Consider the following 23,239-nt stretch of genomic DNA (forward strand, 5'->3'; position numbering starts at 1 on the left):
TCGAGCCGCCTTGAATGCTCGCATCATCGGGCTTTTGCCCAGCCCTTCGCCGTCTGCAACCGACGTACTTTTGTCCAGCAGCGCCGCCGCTGCACGGGCCTTTCGTGCGCCGTTTTCCAGCGGCGGGACGACGCAAAAACCGAGGTATGGGGGTGGAAAAACCCAGTTGCGACATCGTCCGTACTGGATACGACCCGTCCTGTACTGGATACGACGCCACCAGTAGGCGATTGCCGAACGCTGGAGGATTATCGAAAGCGACTCGTATTGCACGGCCTCGCACCCTGCCCTCTGCAGGCCTGGTCGACCGGAGCCCTGAGAACGCCCGGCGGCCCACGCGAACCCGAAGATAAAATCACAGGAGTCCATCCATGAAAGGTTCACCCAAGCTGTTGCTGGTCGCGTTGCTGTCCGCTCCGCTGTTGGCCCAGGCCGCCGAACCCGAGCAGTGCCAGACGGTACGGTTCTCCGATGTCGGCTGGACCGACATCACGGTCACCACCGCGACCACCAGCGTCGTGCTCGAAGCCCTGGGCTACAAGACCCACACCACCATGATCTCGGTACCGGTGACCTACAAGTCGCTGGCCACCGGCAAGGACCTGGACGTATTTCTCGGCAACTGGATGCCGACCATGGAGAACGACATCAAGCAGTACCGCGATGCCGGCACCGTCGAGACCGTGCGCGCCAACCTGGAAAACGCCAAGTACACCCTGGCCGTGCCCCAAGCCTTGTATGACAAAGGCCTGAAAGACTTCGCCGACATTCCCAAGTTCAAGCAGGAGCTCAAGGGCAAGATCTACGGCATCGAGCCAGGCAACGATGGCAACCGCACCATCCAGAAGATGATCGACGACAACGCCTTCGGCCTGAAGGACGCGGGCTTCCAGATCGTGCAGTCCAGCGAGGCAGGCATGCTGGCGCAGGTCGACCGGGCGCAGAAGCGTGAAGACGCGATCGTCTTCCTCGGCTGGGAACCGCACCCGATGAACACCCGCTTCAAGATGCAGTACCTGACCGGTGGGGATGCCTATTTCGGTCCCGACTTCGGCAAGGCCACCGTGCTGACCAACACCCGCAAGGGCTACGCACAGGAATGCGGCAACGTTGGCCAGCTGTTGAAGAACCTGTCGTTCGAGCTCAAGGATGAAAGCACCATGATGGGCTATGTCCTGGACGACAAGATGAAGCCCGAGGCGGCCGCGAAAAAATGGCTGAAGGACAACCCCGGCAAGCTCGACGCCTGGCTCGCCGGCGTGACCACCGTGGACGGCAAACCCGGCCTTGAGGCGGCCAAGGCCAAACTGACGCAATAACGCAAGACGCCATGGCAACACCGCGGGGTGGGACCGTGCCCACCCCGGACTGATTTCAATCTTTGCAGGTGGAAGCTCGCTATCATGCTTATCGATCAGAAAATACCCCTGGGGCAGTACATCGCCTCATTCGTCGAATGGTTGACCCAGAATGGCGCCAGCTACTTCGACGCCATCGCCGCAGGCCTGGAATTCATGATCCATGGGGTCACCAGCGCCCTGACCTGGTTCAACCCGTTCGTGCTAATCGCCCTGTTCGCCGCCCTCGCGCACCTGATCCAGCGCAAATGGGCGCTCACCGTCTTCGTCGCCCTGTCGTTCCTGCTGATCCTTAACCTGGGTTACTGGCAGGAAACCATGGAAACCCTGGCGCAGGTCACCTTCGCCACGGTGGTCTGCGTGGTCATCGGCGTGCCGCTGGGCATCGCCGCCGCGCACAAGCCGATGTTCTACACCGCCATGCGCCCGGTGCTGGACCTGATGCAGACCGTGCCCACCTTCGTCTACCTGATCCCGACCCTGACCCTGTTTGGCCTGGGCGTGGTGCCGGGGCTGATCTCCACCGTGGTGTTCGCCATCGCAGCGCCCATCCGCCTCACTTATCTGGGCATCTGCGACGTGCCGCAGGAACTGATGGACGCCGGCAAGGCCTTCGGCTGCTCGCGCCGCCAGCTGCTGACCCGCATCGAACTGCCACACGCCATGCCGAGCATCGCCGCCGGGGTGACGCAATGCATCATGCTGTCGCTGTCGATGGTGGTGATTGCCGCCCTGGTCGGTGCCGACGGCCTGGGCAAACCCGTGGTCAACGCACTGAACACCGCCGATATCTCCCTGGGCTTCGAAGCGGGCCTGGCCATCGTGCTGCTGGCGATCATGCTCGACCGTATCTGCAAGCAACCGGAGCTGCCGGTAAGGGGTGAGGCATGAGCATCATTCGTTTCGAAGACGTCGACGTCATCTTCTCCAGCAAGCCGCGCGAGGCGCTGGCCCTGCTCGACCAAGGCCAGACCCGCGAGCAGATCCTCAAGCAGACGGGCCTGGTGGTCGGCGTCGAAAAGGCCAACCTGGACATCAACAAGGGCGAGATATGCGTGCTCATGGGCCTGTCCGGCTCGGGCAAATCCAGCCTGCTGCGCTGCATCAACGGCCTCAACACCGTGAGCCGCGGCAAGCTGTTCGTCGAGCACGAAGGCAAGCACATCGATATCGCCCACTGCACCCCGGCAGAGCTGAAGATGATGCGCACCAAGCGCATCGCCATGGTGTTCCAGAAGTTTGCCCTGATGCCCTGGCTGACGGTGCGCGAGAACATCAGCTTCGGCCTGGAGATGCAGGGCCGGCCGGAGAAGGAACGGCGCAAGCTGGTGGATGAAAAGCTCGAGCTGGTGGGCTTGACCCAGTGGCGCAACAAGAAACCGGACGAACTCTCCGGTGGCATGCAGCAGCGCGTGGGGCTGGCCCGGGCGCTGGCGATGGACGCCGATATCCTGCTGATGGACGAGCCGTTCTCGGCCCTCGACCCGCTGATCCGCCAGGGCCTGCAGGACGAACTGCTGGCCCTGCAGAGCAAACTCAGCAAGACCATCGTGTTCGTCAGTCATGACCTGGACGAGGCGCTGAAACTGGGCAGCCGCATCGCCATCATGAAGGACGGGCGCATCATCCAGTACAGCAAGCCGGAAGAGATCGTGCTCAACCCGGCCGACGAATACGTGCGCACCTTCGTCGCCCACACCAACCCGCTCAACGTGCTGTGTGGCCGCAGCCTGATGCGCAGCCTGGACAATTGCCGGCGAGTCAACGGTTCGGTGTGCCTGGACCCGGGCATCGACTCATGGCTGGACCTTGGCGAAGGCGGTTCGCTCAAGCGCGCACGCCAGGGCCAGAATGGCCTGGACATGCAGAACTGGGCGCCGGGGCAGGACGTCGGCTTGCTGGAGCGCAGGCCAACCGTGGTACACGCTGATATCGGCATGCGCGAAGCGCTGCAGATTCGTTACCAGACCGGCAACAAGCTGGTGCTGCAGGATAACGACAAGGTGGTGGGGATACTCGGGGATACCGAGTTGTATCACGCGTTGCTCGGCAAGAATCACGGGTGATTTAATTGGGGCCGCCTTGCGGCCCCAATCAGTGGATCAGCGTACGACGATCCCCCGCGAAGCCATGTAGGCCTTGGCTTCCGGCACCGTGTACTCGCCGAAGTGGAAGATGCTCGCCGCCAGCACCGCGCTGGCATGCCCTTCCAGGATGCCGTCGGCCAGGTGCTGCAGGTTACCCACGCCACCGGAAGCAATCACCGGAATCCCCAGCGCATCGCTGATGGCGCGGGTCACGCCCAGGTCGAAGCCATTCTTCATGCCATCCTGGTCCATGCTGGTCAGCAGGATCTCGCCAGCCCCCAGGCCTTCCATCTTCTTCGCCCACTCCACCGCATCCAGCCCGGTAGGCTTGCGCCCACCGTGGGTGAAGATCTCCCAGCGCGGGGTTTCGCCCGGGCCGGAGACTTTCTTGGCGTCGATGGCAACGACGATGCACTGCGAACCGAAACGGTCAGCCGCCTCGCCGACGAACTCCGGGTTGAACACCGCGGCGGTGTTGATCGACACCTTGTCGGCACCGGCGTTGAGCAGGTTGCGGATGTCCTGCACGGTGCGCACGCCACCGCCCACGGTCAGCGGGATGAACACCTGGCTGGCCATGCGCTCGACGGTATGCAGGGTGGTGTCACGGCCATCGACGCTGGCGGTGATGTCGAGGAAGGTGATCTCGTCGGCGCCCTGTTCGTCGTAGCGCCGGGCGATCTCCACCGGGTCGCCGGCATCGCGGATGTTCTCGAACTTGACGCCCTTGACCACCCGGCCGTTGTCCACGTCCAGGCAAGGGATGATGCGCTTGGCCAGTGCCATGGTCGCTCCTCAGCCTTGGTAGTTGTCGCAGAAGGCCTGGGCCTCGGCGACGTCGAGGGTGCCTTCGTAGATGGCACGGCCGGTGATGGCGCCGATAATGCCCGGAGCCTTGGCGTCCAGCAGGGCCTTGATGTCGCCCAGGTTGTGAATGCCGCCCGAGGCGATCACCGGAATGCGCGTGGCTTCGGCCAGGGCCTTGGTGAAGGGCACGTTGCAGCCCTGCATCATGCCGTCCTTGGCGATGTCGGTGTAGACGATCGCCGAGACGCCATCGGCCTCGAAACGCTTGGCCAGGTCGATGACCTGCACGCTGCTCACTTCGGCCCAGCCGTCGGTGGCGACGAAGCCGTCCTTGGCGTCCAGGCCGACGATGACCTTGCCAGGGAACGCTTTGCACGCTTCGGCGACGAACTCAGGCTGCTTGACCGCCTTGGTGCCGATGATCACGTAGCTGACACCGGCCTTGACGTAGTGCTCGATGGTCTCCAGCGAGCGGATGCCACCGCCGATCTGGATCGGCAGGGTCGGATAGCGCTTGGCGATAGCCGTGACCACTTCACCGTTGACCGGCTGGCCTTCGAAAGCGCCGTTGAGGTCGACCAGGTGCAGGCGGCGGCAGCCACCTTCGACCCATTTGGCGGCCATGCTCACCGGGTCGTCGGAAAATACCGTGGAGTCTTCCATGCGGCCTTGGCGCAGGCGTACGCAGGCACCGTCCTTGAGATCGATAGCGGGGATAATCAGCATGTGAGGAACCTGTCTAATCGTTGGAATTCAGGGCTTCTCGAGCGCCCACAGGTCGCTTTCGATGCTCTCGAACCGCTCCTTGAGGTGCAGCTGAACATCGGCAATCGCCCTGTTGTAGTAATGGGGTGCAATCTCTTTGCTGAACAGCTCGAGGACCTCGGCCACCTCGAACGACCCCAGCTCCAGCTCGAAGCGGTCTTCGAGAAAGCGCTTGAGCGTGTCGAGCGCCTCGCGCTCCTGCTCCGGGGTCAGGGTGATGATCGGGGCCTTGGTCTTCGATCGGCTCATTTACCAGCGCCCGTCCCAGGCGACGAAGTTCTGCAGCAGCTGCAGGCCATGGGTATGACTCTTCTCCGGGTGGAACTGCACGGCGAAACGCGAGCCTTCGGCCAGCGCCGCGGCGAAATCGACGCCGTAGTGGCCGCGACCGACCACCTGGCCCGGCTTGCCGGCCTCGATGAAGTAGCTGTGCACGAAGTAGAAACGCGCACGGTCGGGGATGTCATGCCACAGCGGGTGGTCGATGGTCTGGCCGACTTCGTTCCAGCCCATGTGCGGCACCTTCAGGTGCTCGCCGTCTTCCTTCAGGTCTTTACCGAAGAAGCGCACCTGGCCTGGGAACAGGCCGATGCAGTCGACACCGTCGTTCTCCTCGCTGCGCTCGAGCAGCGCCTGCATGCCTACGCAGATGCCGAGAAACGGGCGGTCCTGACTGACTTCGCGCACCAGGCTGTCGAAACCCAGGCGGCGAATCTCGACCATGCAGTCGCGGATCGCGCCGACGCCTGGGAACACCACGCGGTCGGCTTCACGAATCACCGCGGCATCGCTGGTCACCAATACCTTGCCGGCGCCCACATGCTCCAGGGCCTTGGCCACCGAGTGCAGGTTGCCCATGCCATAGTCGATCACGGCTACCGTCTGCATTTACAGGCACCCTTTGGTGGAAGGCATCTGCCCGGCCATGCGCTCGTCGAGGGTAACGGCCATGCGCAGCGCGCGGCCGAACGCCTTGAACACAGTCTCGATCTGGTGGTGGGTGTTGTGGCCACGCAGGTTGTCGATATGCAGGGTCACCAGGGCATGGTTGACGAAGCCCTGGAAGAACTCCTGGAACAGGTCGACATCGAAGCCGCCCACGGTGGCACGGGTATACGGCACATGCATCTGCAGGCCCGGACGGCCGGAGAAGTCGATGACCACCCGCGACAGGGCCTCGTCCAGCGGCACATAGGCATGGCCGTAGCGGAAGATGCCTTTCTTGTCGCCGATGGCCTGGGCGAACGCCATGCCCAGGGTGATGCCGACGTCCTCGACGGTATGGTGGTCGTCGATATGCAGGTCGCCCTTGCACTCGATATCCAGGTCGATCAGCCCATGCCGGGCGATCTGGTCGAGCATGTGTTCAAGGAAAGGCACACCGATTTCGAATCGGGCCTTGCCGCTGCCATCGAGGTTGATCGAGCACTTGACCTGGGTTTCCAGGGTATTGCGCTCGACGGAAGCCTTACGTTCGACCATCACCAGCTCCGCAAAATCATTGGGCGAAAAGGGCTCCATTATAGGCCCAGAACGCGCCGGCTTGAAACGCGGATGACATATGGCAGGGCAAGCAATTACGGGGGGATAACAGGCTTACAGGTCTATACAAGCGTGTAGTTGGGGCTGCTTTGCAGCCCTTTCGCCACGACAAGCCGGCCCCCACAGAGTTCGCGGCAGTGCAATAGCTGCGGGAGCCGGCTTGCCGGCGATGAGGCCAGTACAGCTATATCAATGGAACAGAACGGCCGTCTTCTGCAGGGTAATCCACACCCCCCAGGCCAGCGGAATCACCACCACCGCCCAGGCCACCAGCACCAGTGGCAGGCTGCCCGGCGCCGCGTGCCACTCCAGCGAACGCGCGGAATCGGCGCCCTTGTCATGGCTCAGCGCGCGCTCGGCCGCCAGTTCGGCGTCGGTCATGAAGTACTTGTCCGCCACCGGGCGCACCAGCATGTTGCAGATGAACCCCAGCACCAGCAGGCCGGCCAGGATGTACAGGGTCATGTCGTAGGCCGCGGCCCGCTCCACGCCCGCCGCCAGCTGCGCCTCGCGCAGGTAGGTGATCAGCACCGGGCCGAGCACGCCGGCCGCCGCCCACGCAGTCAGCAGGCGACCATGGATGGCACCGACCATCTGCGTGCCGAACAGGTCGGCCAGGTACGCCGGCACGGTGGCGAAGCCGCCGCCGTACATCGACAGGATGATGCAGAACGCCGCCACGAACAGCGCCACGTTGCCGATGTGGCCCATGTTCGGCACTAGGCTGTAGAGGCCCACGCCCAGGGCGAAGAAGGCGAAGTAGGTGTTCTTGCGGCCGATGTAGTCGGAGAACGACGCCCAGAAGAAGCGCCCGCCGATGTTGAACAGGCTCAGCAGACCGGTGAAACCGGCGGCGATCGCGGCAATCTGCGCCAGCTGCGCGGCATTCAGCTCACTGAAGGTCAGCTCGTTGCCCAGCAACTTGCCGGCGAACACTTCCTGCAGCAGTGGCGAAGCCATGCCGAGAATGCCGATACCGGCCGAGACGTTCAGGCACAGCACCAGCCACACCAGGGCGAACTGCGGGGTTTTCCAGGCCACGCTCACATGCACGTGACGGTCGGTAACCATGGCGTTGGCTTTCTTCGCCGGCGGAGTCCAGCCTTCGGGCTTCCAGCCGGTCGGCGGCACGCGGTAGGCCAGGGCACCCGCGGTCATGAACACGAAGTAGATAGCGGCCATGGCGACAAAACTCTGCCATACGCCCACCTCGGTCGCGCTGCCGAAGTGGCCCATGAGCGCGGTGGCCAGAGGAGCGCCCACCATGGCACCTCCACCGAAGCCCATGATCGCCATGCCGGTGGCCATGCCACGCTTGTCCGGGAACCACTTGATCAGGGTCGAGACCGGCGAAATGTAGCCCAGGCCCAGGCCGATCCCCCCGATCACCCCCGAACCCAGCCACATCAACCACAGCTGGTGGGTTTTCACACCAATCGCCGAGATCAGCAGGCCACCGCACCAGCACAATGCCGAGACCAGGCCGGCCTTGCGCGGGCCGGCGTGCTCCAGCCAGCCGCCGAGCACCGCGGCAGAGCAGCCGAGAAACACGAAGAACAGGGTGTAGATCCAGCTGAGCATGGAGATCGGCCAGTCGCACTCGGCGCTGAACAGGCGGGCGACGAAGCCCATGTCGGCGGCGCAGGCCACCGGAGCGCTGACACCCAGAGCCTGGGACAGCGGCAGCCAGAACACCGAGAAGCCATAGGCCATGCCGATGCACAAGTGAATGGCCAGGGCCGCCGGCGGCACCAGCCAGCGGTTGAAGCCCGGGCGGGCGATGATGCGCTCCTTCGACAGGAAGCCCGGCGTGCTTGCCGCCGCCCCCGCCGTGATACTGCTGTTCATGGATTGATCCTTTTGTAGGTGGGCTGTGCGCGTGGACGGCTCTGTATGGCTGCACGCAAGGCAGCCCGACCGCTTCAGGCATCACCCGCGACAATGGGTCGCGGGGCTGCACGGGCGGGCGCAAGATTACCAGCAGCGGGTGACATGAAAGCAATCTGATATCGTGTTTTTTTCGTCAGCTGAATCGGTATTTCGCGTATTCAGGTGAGGTTGTGTCGCCTGTTCTGGCCTTATCGCGGGGCAAGCCCGCTCCCACGCATTGCCGAGGCAGGCGTGCTATCTGCGTGGGAGCGGCGGTGCGCCGATGCGACTTGCCCCGCGATGAGGCCAGAGCAGGCAACAAATGAACTGCCGTCAATCCCATTGTCGAAATGTCGGATAAGCAGTGCCTATACCCACGGCGCTATACTCGCCGCTGAAATTCATAATCGGACTACAAGGACTCGCCCATGAAAGCGTTCGGCAAAATCCTGGGGCTGGGGCTTCTCGGGTTGTTGCTGATCATCGTGGCGCTGGGCTTCGCCCTGACCCACCTCTTCGATCCCAACGACTACAAAGAAGAAATCCGCCAGCTGGCCCGCGACAAGGCCCACGTGGAGCTCACCCTCAATGGCGATATCGGCTGGAGCCTGTTCCCATGGCTGGGCCTGGAGCTGCACGAGGCCAGCATCGCCACGCTGAACAACCCCAAGGTGCCTTTCGCCGACCTGCAGATGCTCGGCCTGTCGGTACGCGTACTGCCGCTGCTGCGCCGTGAAGTGCAGATGAGCGACGTGCGGGTCGAAGGCCTCAACCTGACGCTGACCCGCGATGCCAACGGCCATGGCAACTGGGAAGACATCGGCAAGCCATTGCCCAACCCGGCCGTGGCCAATGCCCCGACCGCCACGCCAGGCGAAGCAGCAGCCGCCGAAGCGGAAAAACCGCAAGGCAACGAGCGCTCGGTCAAGCTCGACATCGACAGCCTGACCGTCAACAACGCCCGGGTGCTGTACACCGACGAGAAAGCCGGCCAAACCTACGGCGCCGAAAGCATTCAGTTGAGCACCGGCCCCGTGCACGAAGGCGTGAACATCCCGCTCAAGGCCAGCGCCTTCCTCAGCGCCAGCCAACCGAACCTGAAGGCGCGTACCGAGTTGACCGGCGAACTGCGCTTCGATCGCCGTCTCAAGCGCTACAACCTCGAGGACATGCGCCTGTCTGGCGAAACCTCGGGCGAGCCACTGGCCAGCAAGACCATGACCTTCGCCGCCCAAGGCCAGGTGCTGGTCGACCTGGCGGCCAATGTCGCCTCCTGGAGCGGCCTGAAGGTCTCGGCCAACCAGTTGCGCGCCCTGGGCGAGCTGAACGTGCGCGACCTCGACAAGGCGCCGCAGGTCAGCGGCGGCCTGTCCATCGCCCAGTTCGACCTGCGCACCTTCCTCGACGGTATCGGCCACCCGCTGCCCGCCACCGCCGACGCGGCAGCGTTCAAGAAGCTGGAACTGGTCACCCGCCTGCAAGGCACGCCGAACAGCATCGCCCTCGAAGACCTGGCGGTGAAGCTGGACGACAGCACCTTCACCGGCCGGGTCGCCGTGGAAGACTTCGCCAAGCAGGCCCTGCGCGTGCGCCTCAAGGGCGACAAGTTCGACGCCGACCGCTACCTGCCGGCCAAGAGCGAGGAAGCCAAGGGTGCCACCGCAGCGCGCCAGGCCGAGGTCAAGCAGCAGGAAGCCACTGCCGTCGCCGGCGCCGGCTCCACGCCGCTACCCGAAGCACCGACGCAAGTTGCCTGGAGCAGTGACAAGCTGCTGCCGGTCGACCGCCTGCGCGCCCTCGATCTGCAGGCCGACCTGTCGTTCGGCGCCCTGACGCTGGACAAGCTGCCGATCAGCGACGCGCAGCTGACCGCCAGCGGCCAAGGCGGCCTGGTCACCCTGCAGACCCTGCGCGGTGCCCTGTACAACGGCACCTTCGAGGCCAAGGGCACCGTGGATGTACGCCCTGCCGTGCCGCAGATCGGCGTCAACACCAAGATCAACCGCGTGCCAGTGGAACACTTCATCAAGCGTGAATCCCCGGAGCAGGCGCCGCCGGTCAAGGGCCTGCTGACCCTGAACAGCGACCTCACCGCCACCGGCAACAGCCAGAAGGCGCTGGTCGATACGCTCAATGGCAATGCCAGCTTCACCATCAACGACGGCGTGCTGGTCAACGCCAACCTGGAACAGCAACTGTGCCAGGCCATCGCCACCCTCAACCGCAAGCAGCTCAGCGGCGAACCCCGTGGCAAGGACACGCCGTTCCAGGAGCTGCGCGGCAGCCTGGTAATGCGTAACGGCGTGGCCAGCAACCCGGACCTCAAGGTGCGTATCCCAGGCCTGACCGTCAACGGCCACGGCGACCTCGACCTGCGCGTGCTGGGCATGGACTACAACGTCGGCGTGGTCGTCGAAGGCGACCAGCGCGCCATGCCCGACCCGGCCTGCCAGGTCAACGAGCGCTATGTCGGCGTCGAAGTGCCACTGCGCTGCCGCGGCCCGCTGGAGCTGGGTGCCAAGGCGTGCCGCCTGGACCAGGACGGCCTGGGCAAGGTGGCCGCGAAGCTGGCCGGCAATCGCCTGAAAGACAAGATCGATGAAAAGCTCGAAGAGAAACTCGGAGACAAGGTGAGCCCTGAACTCAAAGATGCATTGAAGGGGCTGTTCAAGCGATGACACCCCAGCAGTTCTCCAGCGCCGTGCTGGACTGGTACGACCAGCACGGTCGCCATGACCTGCCCTGGCAACAGGACATCACCCCGTATCGGGTGTGGGTGTCGGAAATCATGCTGCAGCAGACCCAGGTCAGCACCGTGCTCAACTACTTCGACCGCTTCATGCAGGCGCTGCCCACCGTGCAGGCGCTGGCCGAGGCGCCGGAGGACGAGGTGCTGCACCTGTGGACGGGCCTGGGCTACTACACCCGTGCCCGTAACCTGCAGAAAGCCGCGAAGATCGTCGTCGAACGGCATGGCGGCGAGTTCCCGCGCAGCGTCGAGCAGCTCACCGAGCTGCCCGGTATCGGCCGCTCCACTGCCGGGGCCATCGCCAGTATCAGCATGGGGATCCGCGCGCCGATCCTCGACGGCAACGTCAAGCGCGTACTGGCCCGCTTCACCGCCCAGGCCGGCTACCCGGGCGAGCCGAAGGTGGCCAACCAGCTGTGGGCCAGCGCCGAGCGCTTCACGCCGATGGCCCGGGCCAACCACTACACCCAGGCGATGATGGACATGGGCGCGACGTTGTGCACGCGTAGCAAGCCCAGCTGCCTGATCTGCCCGTTGCAGCGCGGTTGCGAAGCGCACCTGCACGGCGAGGAGACCCGCTACCCCGAGCCAAAGCCGCGCAAGGCCTTGCCCCAGCGCAAGACCCTGATGCCGCTGCTGACCAACCACGAAGGCGCGATCCTGCTCTACCGCCGGCCCTCCACCGGCCTGTGGGGCGGCCTGTGGAGCCTGCCGGAGCTGGACAGCCTCGAGCAGCTCGAAGACCTCGCCTACCAGCACGGCCTGCGCCTGGCCGGCAGCCAGGCCCTGGCAGGCCTGACCCATACCTTCAGCCATTTCCAGCTGGCCATCGAGCCATGGCTGGTGCGTGTCGACCCCGCCGGCGCGCACGTGGCCGAGCCCGACTGGCTCTGGTATAACCTCGCCACCCCGCCGCGCCTGGGCCTCGCCGCCCCGGTCAAGAAGCTGCTGCAACGCGCGGCCGACGAACTGATTGCAGGAGAGAAGCGATGACCCGCACCGTGAAGTGCCGCAAGTACAACGAAGAGCTCCCAGGCCTCGACCGCCCACCCTACCCGGGCGCCAAGGGCCAGGACATCTTCGAGCACATCTCGCAGAAGGCCTGGAAGGAGTGGCAGGACCACCAGACCATGCTGATCAACGAGAAGCGCCTGAACATGATGAATGCCGAGGACCGCAAGTTCATCCAGGCCGAGATGGACAAGTTCTTCGCCGGCGAGGATTACGCCCAGGCCGAAGGCTACGTTCCACCCTCGAATTGACCCCAGAAAACGTAAGCGACGGAATTAATTTAAATTTTTTTGAAAAAGTCGTTGACGGCCTCTGAGAAAATCTATTTAATTCACCCCGTCGCCCAGATAGCTCAGTCGGTAGAGCAGAGGATTGAAAATCCTCGTGTCGGCGGTTCGACTCCGTCTCTGGGCACCACCTTCAGCTTCTGGTGGTTGCAAAGTTACCCGAAGCGACACAAGAAACCCGCCTAGTGCGGGTTTTTTGTTGCCTGCGATTTTTCTTCTAGCTCCTTCATGCCCGGTTGATCGATATCAAAAAGCCACTTGCCATGCGCTCATAGGATGGAAGGTGGACATTCGAACGACCCCGCAAGGACCTCCATGAGCGAAGAATCCGCCACCCTCCTCCTGCCATCGCCTGCCGAGGCCGGCAGCAGCGCCAAGCCCACCCCTCGCACCCGCCGTCCGCGCCAGCGCAAGCCGGCCGCCAGCGCCGCCGCGCCAGAGGTCATCACCCAGGTCAGCCAGCAGCCAGCAGCCCTGGAAGTGGCCAACGCGCGCAAGGGCAGCAGCGAGGACAGCACCTCGGCACGCCTGCCGGCCAGCTACCCCTACCGCACGCGCATGCGCCGCCAGGACTACGAGAAGGCCAAGCACGATCTGCAGATCGAGCTGCTGAAAGTGCAGAACTGGGTGAAGGAAACCGGCCAGCGCATCGTCGTGCTGTTCGAGGGCCGTGATGCTGCGGGCAAGGGCGGCACCATCAAACGCTTCATGGAACACCTGAACCCGCGTGGTGCGCGGATCGTGGCACTGGAGAAGCCTTCCGAGCAGGAAAAGGGCCAGTGGTACTTCCAGCGTTATGTGCAGCACCTGCCCACCGCCGGTGAAATGGTGTTCTTCGATCGCTCCTGGTACAACCGCGCCGGGGTCGAGAAGGTGATGGACTTCTGCTCGCCCCTGCAATACCTGGAGTTCATGCGCCAGGCACCTGACCTCGAACGCATGCTGTGCAACAGTGGCATCCTGCTGTTCAAGTTCTGGTTCTCGGTGAACCGCGAGGAACAGCTGCGCCGCTTCATCTCCCGCCGCGATGACCCGCTCAAGCACTGGAAACTCTCACCCATCGACATCAAGTCGCTGGACAAGTGGGAGGACTACACCGCTGCCAAGGAAGCGATGTTCTTCCATACCGACACGGCCGATGCGCCATGGACGGTGATCAAGTCGGACGACAAGAAACGCGCGCGGATCAACTGCATTCGTCACTTCCTGCACTCGCTGGATTATCCAGGCAAGGACCACAGCGTGGCGCATGCGCCGGATCCGCTGCTTGTCGGGCGGGCGTCGCGGGGGTTCGAGGAAGATGAGCCGGAGGCGCTGGTGAGCTGAACACTTTGGGGCCGCTGGGCGGCCTCTTGGGTTTCTCGCGCAACTACGCTTCAATACGCGCCTTTACCAGTCAGCCCAAGGATCCACCCATGGCCACCAACACCAAGCAACAGAAACGCGCCAAGCGCGCCGCCACCAAGGCCAAGCAGAATCGCATGGTGCGCAGCGGCCAGGCGGTCAAGGCCAGCGCCGGCGACAGCGCCAGTGTCGAGCAGGTGTTCAACAAGGCCATGGAATCGGGCAGCTACAACAGCCTGTTCGAAAAGATGAAGGAAGCCCAGGAAAACGGCCTGGTGCCGATGATCTCGGTGTTCCTGGTCGACCCGCTGCTGGCGTTGGTGCTCAAGGGCCACAAGGAAGAGCACGCCACCGACTACATCGTCATGGTGTTCACCGCCTACCGCGCATGGCTCGACGGCATTGACGAGGACGCGACCATGGCGTGGCTGGAGAGCGACGAGTTCCAGGACGCCTATGTCGCCGCTTCGGAAGCGGTGGCCAAGCAGCAGCAACAGCAGAAGCAGTTCGGCTGAGTCGAAACGCACCCGCTTCCACAACCCGTGCAGACAAAAAAGGCCGCGTCCTTCACAGGACGCGGCCTTTTCATTTCATTTGTGGATCAGCTATCCAGCGCCACACGCGCAGCAGCGCCACGCTTGCGGTGCACCAGCAGACCAGCTGCCACCACACCAATGCTCAGGATTGCCGTGGCGATGATCTCGGCACGGTGATCTTCGCGCAGCGCCATCACCGCCAGCACGGCGATAATGAAGGCGATGGTCGCCCAGGTCAGGCCCGGGAACATCCACATCTTGAACGAGATCTTCTCGCCCTTGGCTTCACGCTGGGCACGCATGCGCAGTTGCGAAACAGCGATCACCAGGTACACCAGCAGGGCGATGGCGCCGGAGCTGGCCAGCAGGAACTCGAACACCTCGGCCGGGGCCAGGAAGTTGGCGAACACGCACAGGAACGCCGCGGCGGTGGACAGCAGCACGGCCCAGTGCGGGGTGCCGGCCTTGGTGGTGCGCTGGGCAATGGCCGGGGCGTCGCCACGCTTGCTCAGGGAGAAGAGCATGCGCGAGGAGGTGTACAGCGCCGAGTTCAGGCAACTGGTCACGGCGATCAGCACGACGATGTCGACGATCAGCTTGGCGTTCGGCACACCGATCAGGCTGAGGACAGTCTGGTAGGAGCCTTTCTCGGCCAGGGTCGGATCGTTCCAGGGCACCATGGCCACGACCAGGAAGATCGACACCAGGTAGAACAGGCAGATACGCCAGATCACCGAGTTGGTGGCGCGGCTGATCTGCTTGCCCGGATCCTTCGATTCAGCGGCGGCGATGGTGACGATCTCGGTCCCCATGAACGAGAACATGGTGGTCAGCATGGCGGCCAGCACGGCGCCCAGGCCATTGGGCATGAAGCCCTGGGTGTCGAACAGGTGGCTGACGCCGCTGATCTGGCTGCTCGGCACCATGCCGAACATGGCCGCGCAGCCGACGACGATGAAGCCGATGATCGCCAGCACCTTGAGCAGGGCGAACCAGAACTCGAACTCACCGTAGTTCTTCACGCTGAACAGGTTGGTGATGGTCAGCGCCAGGGTAATGATCAACGAGAACGCCCACAGGTCCACCGAGGGGAACCAGGCATGCAGGATGGCGGCGGCGGCGTTGGCCTCCAGTGGAATCACCAGCACCCAGAACCACCAGTACAGCCAGCCGATGGTGAAACCTGCCCAGCGCCCGATGGCGCGGTCGGCGTAGGTGGAGAAGGAACCGGTGTCAGGCGAGGCGACAGCCATTTCGCCGAGCATGCGCATCACCAAAACGACCAGGGTACCGGCCGCGGCGTAGGCCAGCAGCACGGCGGGGCCGGCGGCGGCGATGGCGTGGCCGGAGCCGACGAACAGCCCTGCGCCGATCACGCCGGCGATGGACAGCATGGTCACATGCCGTTGCTTGAGCCCCTGAGCGAGGTCATTGGAATTGTTACCGCTCATAAAACTACCTTTGTAAGGAGGTGGACTACACGAATGACTGGCCAGCGCGCCGGGGAGTGGATAGGCGTCGCCGCATTCAGTGGTTTGCAGATGGCAATAAGCGGGCCAGGTGAGAATGACTTTCGTCTGAAATGTTTCTGCCTCCAATAACGGCGCGGCTTGCAGGGCATTGTGCCAAGCTTTGACCGAAAGGTCGCCAAATCCCCATGCCAAGTCTGGATTACGGAAATACCCACTTACAAATGCACCACAGGTGCTCCTCGGTAACACCTGCGCACGAATTCTGCGCATCAGAAAGCGCAACCAACAGGCGCAACCTTGCCCCCGTCAAGTCCGCGACACAGTGCCACCCGGCTAAAAACGGCTTCCCAGACCGGGCCAAAGCTGGCACCATCGCGCCTTTTTTCATCAAGGCTCCGGTGCTGGGCAAAACGCTATTGCGGACATCCTGGCGACAGTCCACTGCAGCGATGCGACAAACTGTCCCACCAGCGACCCGAGCACCCCGCGACCCGGTTGGCCGCCGTTGCGCCGCTATGCTAGCGTGGCGCTCGCCAGGAAGGCCGCCAACAGCTGGGAACGCACCCGAACACATGAGGACCGCAAATGGCTCAGGCCACGCCCGCGCTGGAAATCCGCAACCTGCACAAACGCTATGGCGAGCAGGAAATTCTCAAGGGCATTTCGCTGACCGCGCGCGACGGTGACGTGATCTCCATCCTCGGCTCGTCCGGCTCTGGCAAGTCCACCCTGCTGCGCTGCATCAACCTGCTGGAGAACCCGCACCAGGGCGAGATCCTGGTCGCCGGCGAAGCCCTCAAGCTCAAGGCGCAGAAAAACGGCGACCTGATCGCCGCCGACAACCGCCAGATCAACCGCCTGCGCAGCGAGATCGGCTTTGTCTTCCAGAATTTCAACCTGTGGCCGCACATGTCGATCCTCGACAACATCATCGAGGCGCCGCGCCGCGTACTTGGCCAGAGCAAGGCCGAGGCCATCGAGCATGCCGAGGCGCTGCTGAACAAGGTCGGCATCTTCGACAAGCGCCACAGCTACCCCGCCCAGCTTTCCGGTGGCCAGCAACAACGTGCCGCCATCGCCCGTACCCTGGCCATGAAACCCAAGGTCATCCTGTTCGACGAGCCAACCTCGGCGCTCGATCCGGAAATGGTCCAGGAAGTGCTTAACGTCATCCGCGCCCTGGCCGAAGAAGGCCGTACCATGCTGCTGGTGACACACGAGATGAACTTTGCCCGCCAGGTGTCCAGTGAAGTGGTCTTCCTGCACCAGGGCCTGGTCGAAGAGCAAGGATCGCCGCAGCAGGTCTTCGAGAACCCGACCTCGGCGCGTTGCAAGCAATTCATGTCCAGCCACCGCTAACGGAGCAACACGAATGCAGACCTATAAAAAAGTCCTCCTGGCCGCTGCCGCCACCTTGGTATTCTCGGCCAATGCCATGGCAGCCGAGAAACTGAAAATGGGCATCGAGGCGGCCTACCCGCCGTTCAACAACAAAGATGCCAGCGGCCAGGTCGTCGGCTTCGACAAAGACATCGGCGACGCCCTGTGCGCCAAGATGAAGGTCGAATGCGAAGTGGTCACCTCCGACTGGGACGGCATCATCCCCGCCCTGAACGCCAAGAAGTTCGACTTCATCGTCTCCTCGCTGTCGATCACTGACGAGCGCAAGCAGGCCGTGGACTTCACCGACCCGTACTACTCCAACAAGCAGCAGTTCATCGCGCCGAAGAACGTCGACTTCAAGACTGACGACAAATCGCTCGAAGGCAAGACCATTGGCACCCAGCGCGCCACCCAGGCCGCTACCTGGCTGGACGATCACGGCGGTATGGACGGCAAATTCAAGGTCAATCTGTATGACGGCCAGGAAAACGCCTACCTGGACCTAACCTCCGGCCGCGTCGACGCCATCCTCGCCGACAAGTACGCCAACTACGACTGGCTGAAATCCGAAGCCGGCAAGAACTACGAGTTCAAAGGCGACCCGGTGAACGAAAGCGACAAGGTCGGCATCGCAGTACGCAAAGGCGACAACGAGCTGCGCAACAAGCTCAATGCCGCGCTGAAGGAAATCGTCGCCGACGGCACCTACAAGAAGATCAACGACAAGTACTTCCCGTTCAGCATCTATTGATTCGCCCCGACAGGCATCGCCGCCCTGGCGGTGCCTGTCCCTTGAACAAACTTACCCATGAATATCGACCTGCACGGATTCGGCCCGGCCATGATGGCCGGCACCCTGATGACCGTAAAACTGGCGCTCTGCGCCTTGCTGCTGGGGCTGGTCCTGGGCCTGCTCGGCGCCCTGGCCAAGACCTCGCCGGTCAAGCCCTTGCAATGGCTTGGCGGCACTTATTCCACACTGGTGCGCGGCGTTCCCGAACTGCTCTGGGTGCTGCTCATCTACTTCGGCACCGTCGGGCTGATGAACAGCCTTGGCGAACTGCTGAACATGCCTGGCCTGGAGCTCAGCGCCTTCACCGCTGGCGTGGTCGCCCTCGGCCTGTGCTTCGGCGCCTACGCCACGGAAGTGTTCCGCGGCGCGATCCTGGCCATCCCCAAGGGGCATCGTGAAGCGGGCCTGGCCCTGGGCCTCTCCAAGGGTCGCATCCTGTCGCGGATCATCCTGCCGCAGATGTGGCGCATCGCCCTGCCGGGCCTGGGCAACCTGTTCATGATCCTGATGAAGGACACTGCGCTGGTGTCGGTGATCGGCCTGGAAGAGATCATGCGCCACGCGCAGATCGGCGTGACCGTCACCAAGGAGCCGTTCACCTTCTACGCCGTGGCCGCCTGCATCTACCTGGGCCTGACCGTGATTGCCATGACCGGCATGCACTTCCTGGAAAAGCGCGCCGCTCGCGGCTTCATGAGGGCCGAATAAATGAACTGGGAAGTCATCATCAAGTGGCTGCCACGCCTGGCCCAGGGTGCCACCCTGACCCTGGAGCTGGTGGCCATCGCCGTCATCGCCGGCCTGATCCTGGCCATACCGTTGGGCGTGGCGCGCTCGTCGCGTCACTGGTATGTGCGCGCCCTGCCCTTCGGTTACATCTTCTTCTTCCGCGGCACGCCGCTGCTGGTGCAGCTGTTCCTGGTGTACTACGGCCTGGCCCAGTTCGACGTGGTGCGCAACAGCTCGCTGTGGCCGTACCTGCGCGATCCGTTCTGGTGCACGGTGCTGACCATGACCCTGCACACCGCCGCCTATATTGCCGAGATACTGCGCGGCGCCCTGCAGGCGATCCCCAAGGGCGAGATCGAAGCCGCACGGGCGCTGGGTATGTCACGGGGCAAGACGCTGCTCTACATCATGCTGCCGCGCGCCGCGCGCATCGGCCTGCCGGCCTACAGCAACGAAGTGATCCTGATGCTCAAGGCCAGTGCGCTGGCCAGTACCGTCACCTTGCTGGAATTGACTGGCATGGCACGGACCATCATTGCCCGCACCTACCTGCCGGTGGAGATCTTCTTTGCCGCCGGAGTGTTCTACCTGTTGATCTCGTTTGTGCTGGTTCAGGGTTTCAAAGTGCTGGAGCGCTGGCTGCGCGTGGATGCCTGCCAAGGGCGTTGAGGCTGTAAACAACATCGGGGCCGCATGGCGGCCCCCATCGATAGTGCTGCGGTACCTGCATGCCGACCACGCCTTACCTCCACGACCAGCACCTGTTCGAGCGCTTCCAGGCCCTCGACCACTTCCTGCTCCAGCACCAACAGCTGTGGCGCCCGCGCCCGTTCAACCACTTGCGCCTGGGCTGGGAAGACAAGCACACCGAGCTGTCCCGCTGGCTGCGCCAACGTACCCTTGAGCAAGCTGAAGCACCCGAGCAACCTGCAGCCCCAGCCCCATTTCCGCAACTGGCGGCCCAAGCGTTGGCCCTGTCCACCGTCGGCGAGCTGCCCGATGCCGGCCTGCACCCCGCCGGCCACCGTCTCGACGTCAACGTCCCTGGCCGCAAGTGGCAGCAGATCGAAGCCTTCAGCCGCCGCCTGGCATTCAGCCAGCCTGCGCGGCACTGGCTCGACTGGTGCTCCGGCAAAGGCCACCTGGGCAGGCGCCTGCTGCAACCCGGCCAGCATCTGACCTGCCTGGAGTACGATGCCGAGCTGGTCAGTGCCGGCAAGGCCCTGAGCGAGCATCACCACCTGGCTGCCACCCATGTCCACCAGGACGTCATGGCCATGGACAGCGCCCGGCATCTGGATGGCGACAAGAGCGCGGTCGCCCTGCACGCTTGCGGCGACTTGCATGTGCGGCTGCTGCAACTGGCAAGCCAGCAAGGGTGCCGACAGATCGCCGTCGCGCCCTGCTGCTACAACCGCATCCAGGGCAAGCGCTATCAGCCGCTCTCCGGTGCCGCCCAGGCCTCGGCTCTGGCATTGACCCAGGAAGACCTGGGCCTGCCACTGAGCGAAGCGGTCACCTCCAGCCAGCGCACTCGGCGCCAGCGCGACCAGTCCATGGCCCGCCGCCTCGGGTTCGACCTGCTGCAGCGCCAGCAACGGGACGTGGACGAATACCTGCCCACCCCTTCGCTGCCGGTCAGCTGGCTGGCAAAGCCTTTCGAGCACTACTGTCGCGACCTGGCCGAACTCAAGCAACTGACGATCAACGACCAACCCGACTGGGTTGCCCTGGAGGCAGCTGGCCAGCAACGCCTGGCCCAGGTACGCAACCTCGAACAGGTACGCAACCTGTTCCGCCGCCCACTGGAGATGTGGCTGGTGCTCGATCGCGCCCTGTTCCTGCAGGAGCAAGGTTATTCGGTACGGCTAGGCGTGTTCTGCGATTACCCGCTGACCCCGCGCAACCTGTTGCTGCTGGGTGAGCGCGACGCAACGCCGCAGCGCGGTTGACAGCCTGTGGATAACTCTGTGTACAAGCTTGTGATGAAACTCACGAAATCTTGGATCCTTGGGCTATTTGCGCTGCTTTGCTTATTCCGTCATGGGCCTCAAAGCCAGTAAAAACAGGCCTTTGCGCAAAGACCGGTGGTAGCGCCTGTCGGCATGCCTTTCGCGCAAGCGGTCAATGCCACTTGTGCATAAGCAATTTTGCCAAGCGCTTTGGCGGGGCAGTTGTCAAGCCAGTTTGAGCAAGCCCATGCCTACCAGCAGCAATGCAAGACCCAACCAACCACGCCCGGCCAGACGCTGACCGAACAAGGCCCAGCCCATGGCCACGGTGGCAAGGATGCCAAAGCCGCCCCAGATGGCGTAGGCCAGCGACAGGTCGATGTCCTTCACCGCCTGCGCCAGCGCGGTGAACGCCGCCAGCACGCAGAGGATCGAGGCCAGGCCCAGGCCCTTGCGGCGGAAACCGTCGGAGTACTTGAGCAGCAGGTTGGCCAATACCTCCAGCACGATGGCCAGGCCCAGCCAGGCAAATGGAATCAACATGGCACGGCCTCCCCTTCACGCTCGACGGGCTTGGTGCGGGTACCGGCCTTGACCAGCAGGATGCCGGCGATCATCACCGCCAGGCCCAGGGCCTTGGTCCAGCCCAGGCTTTCACCGAGCCAGAGCACACTGATCAAGGTGATCAGCACGATGCCGAAACCTTCCCACAGCGCGTAGGCCACACCCACCGGCACGCGCTTGACCGCCAGGGCCAGGAAGAAATACGACAGACAGATCATGACGTACATGACGGCATGTCCCATCAAGGGGAAATGAGTGGCGGCGAGTTTCATCGACGCCGTGCCGATCACCTCGAAGGTGATGGCGACAATCAGGTAGATCCAGGAACGCATGGTGCCCTCCCATGGGCGACAGCGGCCGAGCACACAGGCATCGGCGCCAGACAGAGACGTTTACGGCTGTAGAGGGAGGGTGGCGCTAGAGGTCGCCGGTCCAGTGACGTTCACGGGAGACCAGGCGGGAGGAAGAGAGGAGCTTAAAAGCTTTACTGTTCAACATAATGAACACAAGATTAGCTTAGCTGATCGATTTAGTCAAAATGATAGGTTAAGACTAATAATTTCTCGGGGAAAATGGACTTCTCAAGAGAATCCCCCGTAAAGCTTGCTGAAAGCTTCGTAAATTATAATCCCCACACTGTCCATACAGGAGCCAGCTTGCCCCGCAATAGCCAGCAAAGCCAATCCTGCGACAAACCGTCGCCATTGAGAAAAACTCAAAATTAATTATTGTTTTACAATAATTATTCAAGAATAATCCGCTCCGTTCATCACTGTACGGAGGCACCCCATGAACAGTAGATCCGTGGCCTATGCGCGTTCGCGCCTACGCACCATCGGCGCATTCGCCGCCTACCTGGCCTGGACAACCGCGGTCGTCGAGCTGACTATCACGCCCTTGCTCTTCATCTTCGACTTCCCAGAGATATTCAACGGCTACCTGCAAGCCTACGGCGACCAGATGCCGCTGCTGCTCGAGCCCGGCTACCAGGCATCCCCCCTGGCCATCGGCCTGGTACTGGCGGTGGACATGATTCCCACGCTGATTTCCGTTGTGGCCCTCGGCCTGACCGGCCTGTTCTTCCACCGCCTCTCGCGTGGGCAGACCTGGAGCTCGGCCAATATCAAATTGCTGTGGTGGGTCGGCCTGCTGTGCATCTTCACCCCGTTGCTGTGGCCGGTGACCTACACCTTGCAGGGCCTGGCCCTGGCCATCGACCTGCCGGCCGGCGAAAGGAGCTTCAGCTTCTCGATCGGTGTATCATCGCAGGCTGTCTACGAGATCATGAAAGGCATCCTGCTGTGTGCCTTCTCGCTGCTCATGCGTGACGCCAAGACCATCAGCGATGAACACAACTGTTATGTCTGACTGCTTCCTATGCCGATAATCATCCGCCTCGACGTCGTCATGGCCCGGAACAAGATGCGTTCCAAGGACCTGGCGGAAATCATCGGTATCACGGAAGCGAACCTGTCGCTGCTGAAGAACGGCAAGATCAAGGGTTTCAAGATCGAGACCCTGGAGAAGCTGTGTCGCGCCCTGAACTGCCAGCCCGGCGATTTGCTGGAGTTCAGTGACGAATGATCAAGGACTGCAACACCCATGGCACTTTTCCACAATGGCCTGGCCGCCCTCGTGCTGGCCTGCCTGGCCTTGGCCCTGACCGGCTGTGGCCCGAGCTACACCTATAGATACTCGCCACCGCCCAGCGCGCATGGCATGAACTGCATCAACAGCTGTTCGACGGAGCGCAACCACTGCCAGCAGATGGCCCGCCTGCAGGACAACAGCGAACGTGCGCTGTACCAGGCCGAGATGAGGGCCTACCAGTACTGCCAGAACGGCAAGAGCAAGAAGGAAGCGCGTCACAGTTGCCACTACCCGAGCTACCCCTTCAACACAGGGAGCAGCTACAGTTGCGGCAATGATTACGACTCCTGCTACATGGCCTGCGGCGGCACCATCCAGCGCATCCTGAACAAAGAATGATC

25 protein-coding genes and 1 tRNA gene are annotated in these 23,239 nt (G+C 63.0%); 17 read left to right on the forward strand and 9 right to left on the reverse strand.

The features are described from left to right. Positions 1 to 371 precede the first annotated feature (371 nt). The 3 genes from KHO27_RS20650 to choV all read left to right on the forward strand — a co-directional run bounded on the left by KHO27_RS20650 (position 372) and on the right by choV (position 3,424). The gene (locus tag KHO27_RS20650) at positions 372 to 1,319 is read left to right on the forward strand and encodes a choline ABC transporter substrate-binding protein (RefSeq protein WP_023629855.1); all 948 of its coding nucleotides are present in this window, start codon (positions 372 to 374) and stop codon (positions 1,317 to 1,319) included. 81 nt (positions 1,320 to 1,400) lie between these two features. Next, positions 1,401 to 2,249, forward strand: coding sequence for a choline ABC transporter permease subunit (gene choW, locus KHO27_RS20655; protein ID WP_172402369.1), 849 nt, complete (start codon positions 1,401 to 1,403; stop codon positions 2,247 to 2,249). Then, entirely contained in the window at positions 2,246 to 3,424 is a 1,179-nt protein-coding gene (gene choV / locus KHO27_RS20660) for a choline ABC transporter ATP-binding protein (RefSeq protein WP_102681807.1), read from the forward strand. The genes choW and choV overlap by 4 nt, the downstream gene beginning before the upstream one ends. A 36-nt stretch (positions 3,425 to 3,460) precedes the next feature. Here the strand turns inward: choV and hisF are convergent, their stop codons facing one another. The 6 genes from hisF to KHO27_RS20690 all read right to left on the reverse strand — a co-directional run bounded on the left by hisF (position 3,461) and on the right by KHO27_RS20690 (position 8,407). Continuing rightward, entirely contained in the window at positions 3,461 to 4,231 is a 771-nt protein-coding gene (gene hisF / locus KHO27_RS20665) for an imidazole glycerol phosphate synthase subunit HisF (RefSeq protein ID WP_023629858.1), read from the reverse strand. Positions 4,232 to 4,240: 9 nt separating this feature from the next. Then, complete coding sequence (gene hisA / locus KHO27_RS20670; RefSeq protein WP_046853804.1) at positions 4,241 to 4,978, reverse strand: 1-(5-phosphoribosyl)-5-[(5-phosphoribosylamino)methylideneamino]imidazole-4-carboxamide isomerase; 738 nt, start codon at positions 4,976 to 4,978, stop codon at positions 4,241 to 4,243. Between the two features lie 27 nt (positions 4,979 to 5,005). Beyond that, positions 5,006 to 5,266, reverse strand: a complete 261-nt coding sequence (locus tag KHO27_RS20675) for a DUF2164 domain-containing protein (RefSeq protein ID WP_023629859.1) — start codon at positions 5,264 to 5,266, stop codon at positions 5,006 to 5,008. Continuing rightward, the gene (hisH, locus tag KHO27_RS20680) at positions 5,267 to 5,905 is read right to left on the reverse strand and encodes an imidazole glycerol phosphate synthase subunit HisH (protein ID WP_214500706.1); all 639 of its coding nucleotides are present in this window, start codon (positions 5,903 to 5,905) and stop codon (positions 5,267 to 5,269) included. After that, positions 5,906 to 6,499, reverse strand: coding sequence for an imidazoleglycerol-phosphate dehydratase HisB (gene hisB / locus KHO27_RS20685; RefSeq protein ID WP_028688464.1), 594 nt, complete (start codon positions 6,497 to 6,499; stop codon positions 5,906 to 5,908). Positions 6,500 to 6,748: 249 nt separating this feature from the next. Next, entirely contained in the window at positions 6,749 to 8,407 is a 1,659-nt protein-coding gene (locus KHO27_RS20690) for an OFA family MFS transporter (RefSeq protein WP_046853801.1), read from the reverse strand. 449 nt (positions 8,408 to 8,856) lie between these two features. Between KHO27_RS20690 and KHO27_RS20695 the strand changes: the two genes are divergently transcribed. From KHO27_RS20695 to KHO27_RS20720, 6 genes are all read left to right on the forward strand, one after another. Next, positions 8,857 to 11,106: an AsmA family protein gene (locus KHO27_RS20695; protein ID WP_214500707.1), complete on the forward strand. Its 2,250-nt coding sequence runs from the start codon at positions 8,857 to 8,859 to the stop codon at positions 11,104 to 11,106. Next, entirely contained in the window at positions 11,103 to 12,170 is a 1,068-nt protein-coding gene (gene mutY / locus KHO27_RS20700) for an A/G-specific adenine glycosylase (RefSeq protein ID WP_214500708.1), read from the forward strand. Before KHO27_RS20695 ends, mutY begins: the two co-directional genes overlap by 4 nt. Next, entirely contained in the window at positions 12,167 to 12,439 is a 273-nt protein-coding gene (locus tag KHO27_RS20705) for an oxidative damage protection protein (protein ID WP_011536185.1), read from the forward strand. The genes mutY and KHO27_RS20705 overlap by 4 nt, the downstream gene beginning before the upstream one ends. A gap of 90 nt (positions 12,440 to 12,529) precedes the next feature. After that, positions 12,530 to 12,605, forward strand: a tRNA-Phe gene (locus tag KHO27_RS20710). 185 nt (positions 12,606 to 12,790) lie between these two features. Continuing rightward, the gene (ppk2, locus tag KHO27_RS20715) at positions 12,791 to 13,801 is read left to right on the forward strand and encodes a polyphosphate kinase 2 (RefSeq protein ID WP_250888388.1); all 1,011 of its coding nucleotides are present in this window, start codon (positions 12,791 to 12,793) and stop codon (positions 13,799 to 13,801) included. Between the two features lie 89 nt (positions 13,802 to 13,890). Continuing rightward, positions 13,891 to 14,334, forward strand: coding sequence for a hypothetical protein (locus KHO27_RS20720; RefSeq protein ID WP_110697285.1), 444 nt, complete (start codon positions 13,891 to 13,893; stop codon positions 14,332 to 14,334). A gap of 86 nt (positions 14,335 to 14,420) precedes the next feature. Here KHO27_RS20720 and gabP read toward each other — a convergent pair whose 3' ends face one another. Then, positions 14,421 to 15,806 (reverse strand): GABA permease, encoded by a 1,386-nt coding sequence (gene gabP, locus KHO27_RS20725; protein WP_110697283.1) that lies wholly within the window; start codon positions 15,804 to 15,806, stop codon positions 14,421 to 14,423. Between the two features lie 606 nt (positions 15,807 to 16,412). Between gabP and KHO27_RS20730 the strand changes: the two genes are divergently transcribed. The 5 genes from KHO27_RS20730 to KHO27_RS20750 are packed head-to-tail and all read left to right on the forward strand — an operon-like array spanning position 16,413 to position 20,684. Further along, positions 16,413 to 17,186, forward strand: a complete 774-nt coding sequence (locus KHO27_RS20730) for an ABC transporter ATP-binding protein (RefSeq protein ID WP_046853793.1) — start codon at positions 16,413 to 16,415, stop codon at positions 17,184 to 17,186. A gap of 13 nt (positions 17,187 to 17,199) precedes the next feature. Beyond that, the gene (locus tag KHO27_RS20735; RefSeq protein ID WP_094010997.1) at positions 17,200 to 17,961 is read left to right on the forward strand and encodes an ABC transporter substrate-binding protein; all 762 of its coding nucleotides are present in this window, start codon (positions 17,200 to 17,202) and stop codon (positions 17,959 to 17,961) included. A gap of 57 nt (positions 17,962 to 18,018) precedes the next feature. Then, the gene (locus KHO27_RS20740) at positions 18,019 to 18,711 is read left to right on the forward strand and encodes an ABC transporter permease (RefSeq protein ID WP_110697279.1); all 693 of its coding nucleotides are present in this window, start codon (positions 18,019 to 18,021) and stop codon (positions 18,709 to 18,711) included. Then, on the forward strand, positions 18,712 to 19,401 hold the full coding sequence (locus KHO27_RS20745) for an ABC transporter permease (RefSeq protein WP_110697277.1): 690 nt from the start codon (positions 18,712 to 18,714) through the stop codon (positions 19,399 to 19,401). Between the two features lie 59 nt (positions 19,402 to 19,460). After that, the gene (locus tag KHO27_RS20750) at positions 19,461 to 20,684 is read left to right on the forward strand and encodes a methyltransferase (RefSeq protein WP_214500709.1); all 1,224 of its coding nucleotides are present in this window, start codon (positions 19,461 to 19,463) and stop codon (positions 20,682 to 20,684) included. Positions 20,685 to 20,909: 225 nt separating this feature from the next. Here the strand turns inward: KHO27_RS20750 and mdtI are convergent, their stop codons facing one another. Together mdtI and KHO27_RS20760 are read right to left on the reverse strand one after the other, a co-directional pair. Then, the gene (gene mdtI, locus KHO27_RS20755) at positions 20,910 to 21,227 is read right to left on the reverse strand and encodes a multidrug/spermidine efflux SMR transporter subunit MdtI (RefSeq protein WP_023629978.1); all 318 of its coding nucleotides are present in this window, start codon (positions 21,225 to 21,227) and stop codon (positions 20,910 to 20,912) included. Further along, entirely contained in the window at positions 21,221 to 21,580 is a 360-nt protein-coding gene (locus KHO27_RS20760; protein WP_214500710.1) for an SMR family transporter, read from the reverse strand. The genes mdtI and KHO27_RS20760 overlap by 7 nt, the downstream gene beginning before the upstream one ends. Positions 21,581 to 22,037: 457 nt before the next feature. Here KHO27_RS20760 and KHO27_RS20765 point away from each other — a divergent pair, with 457 nt between their 5' ends. The 3 genes from KHO27_RS20765 to KHO27_RS20775 are packed head-to-tail and all read left to right on the forward strand — an operon-like array spanning position 22,038 to position 23,237. After that, a complete protein-coding gene (locus KHO27_RS20765; protein WP_214500711.1) occupies positions 22,038 to 22,616 on the forward strand; it encodes a hypothetical protein in 579 nt (192 codons plus the stop codon). 9 nt (positions 22,617 to 22,625) lie between these two features. Then, positions 22,626 to 22,832, forward strand: coding sequence for a helix-turn-helix domain-containing protein (locus tag KHO27_RS20770; protein ID WP_023629980.1), 207 nt, complete (start codon positions 22,626 to 22,628; stop codon positions 22,830 to 22,832). 18 nt (positions 22,833 to 22,850) lie between these two features. Then, positions 22,851 to 23,237 (forward strand): Aq_678 family protein, encoded by a 387-nt coding sequence (locus tag KHO27_RS20775; protein ID WP_214500712.1) that lies wholly within the window; start codon positions 22,851 to 22,853, stop codon positions 23,235 to 23,237. Positions 23,238 to 23,239 lie beyond the last annotated feature (2 nt).

Source organism: Pseudomonas sp. RC3H12 (genome assembly GCF_018596375.1).
Taxonomy (GTDB): Bacteria; Pseudomonadota; Gammaproteobacteria; order Pseudomonadales; family Pseudomonadaceae; genus Aquipseudomonas.

Coding starts and splice junctions, on each gene's coding strand:
- KHO27_RS20765 (WP_214500711.1), top strand. CDS start 22,038: ATGAACAGTAGATCCGTGGCCTATGCGCGTTCGCGCCTACGCACCATC.
- KHO27_RS20695 (WP_214500707.1), top strand. CDS start 8,857: ATGAAAGCGTTCGGCAAAATCCTGGGGCTGGGGCTTCTCGGGTTGTTG.
- KHO27_RS20750 (WP_214500709.1), top strand. CDS start 19,461: ATGCCGACCACGCCTTACCTCCACGACCAGCACCTGTTCGAGCGCTTC.
- KHO27_RS20730 (WP_046853793.1), top strand. CDS start 16,413: ATGGCTCAGGCCACGCCCGCGCTGGAAATCCGCAACCTGCACAAACGC.
- KHO27_RS20720 (WP_110697285.1), top strand. CDS start 13,891: ATGGCCACCAACACCAAGCAACAGAAACGCGCCAAGCGCGCCGCCACC.
- hisF (WP_023629858.1), bottom strand. CDS start 4,231: ATGGCACTGGCCAAGCGCATCATCCCTTGCCTGGACGTGGACAACGGC.
- KHO27_RS20675 (WP_023629859.1), bottom strand. CDS start 5,266: ATGAGCCGATCGAAGACCAAGGCCCCGATCATCACCCTGACCCCGGAG.
- hisA (WP_046853804.1), bottom strand. CDS start 4,978: ATGCTGATTATCCCCGCTATCGATCTCAAGGACGGTGCCTGCGTACGC.
- KHO27_RS20775 (WP_214500712.1), top strand. CDS start 22,851: ATGGCACTTTTCCACAATGGCCTGGCCGCCCTCGTGCTGGCCTGCCTG.
- ppk2 (WP_250888388.1), top strand. CDS start 12,791: ATGAGCGAAGAATCCGCCACCCTCCTCCTGCCATCGCCTGCCGAGGCC.
- KHO27_RS20690 (WP_046853801.1), bottom strand. CDS start 8,407: ATGAACAGCAGTATCACGGCGGGGGCGGCGGCAAGCACGCCGGGCTTC.
- KHO27_RS20735 (WP_094010997.1), top strand. CDS start 17,200: ATGCAGACCTATAAAAAAGTCCTCCTGGCCGCTGCCGCCACCTTGGTA.
- KHO27_RS20740 (WP_110697279.1), top strand. CDS start 18,019: ATGAATATCGACCTGCACGGATTCGGCCCGGCCATGATGGCCGGCACC.
- choV (WP_102681807.1), top strand. CDS start 2,246: ATGAGCATCATTCGTTTCGAAGACGTCGACGTCATCTTCTCCAGCAAG.
- KHO27_RS20650 (WP_023629855.1), top strand. CDS start 372: ATGAAAGGTTCACCCAAGCTGTTGCTGGTCGCGTTGCTGTCCGCTCCG.
- mdtI (WP_023629978.1), bottom strand. CDS start 21,227: ATGTTGATTCCATTTGCCTGGCTGGGCCTGGCCATCGTGCTGGAGGTA.
- gabP (WP_110697283.1), bottom strand. CDS start 15,806: ATGAGCGGTAACAATTCCAATGACCTCGCTCAGGGGCTCAAGCAACGG.
- hisB (WP_028688464.1), bottom strand. CDS start 6,499: ATGGTCGAACGTAAGGCTTCCGTCGAGCGCAATACCCTGGAAACCCAG.
- KHO27_RS20760 (WP_214500710.1), bottom strand. CDS start 21,580: ATGCGTTCCTGGATCTACCTGATTGTCGCCATCACCTTCGAGGTGATC.
- mutY (WP_214500708.1), top strand. CDS start 11,103: ATGACACCCCAGCAGTTCTCCAGCGCCGTGCTGGACTGGTACGACCAG.
- KHO27_RS20770 (WP_023629980.1), top strand. CDS start 22,626: ATGCCGATAATCATCCGCCTCGACGTCGTCATGGCCCGGAACAAGATG.
- KHO27_RS20705 (WP_011536185.1), top strand. CDS start 12,167: ATGACCCGCACCGTGAAGTGCCGCAAGTACAACGAAGAGCTCCCAGGC.
- hisH (WP_214500706.1), bottom strand. CDS start 5,905: ATGCAGACGGTAGCCGTGATCGACTATGGCATGGGCAACCTGCACTCG.
- KHO27_RS20745 (WP_110697277.1), top strand. CDS start 18,712: ATGAACTGGGAAGTCATCATCAAGTGGCTGCCACGCCTGGCCCAGGGT.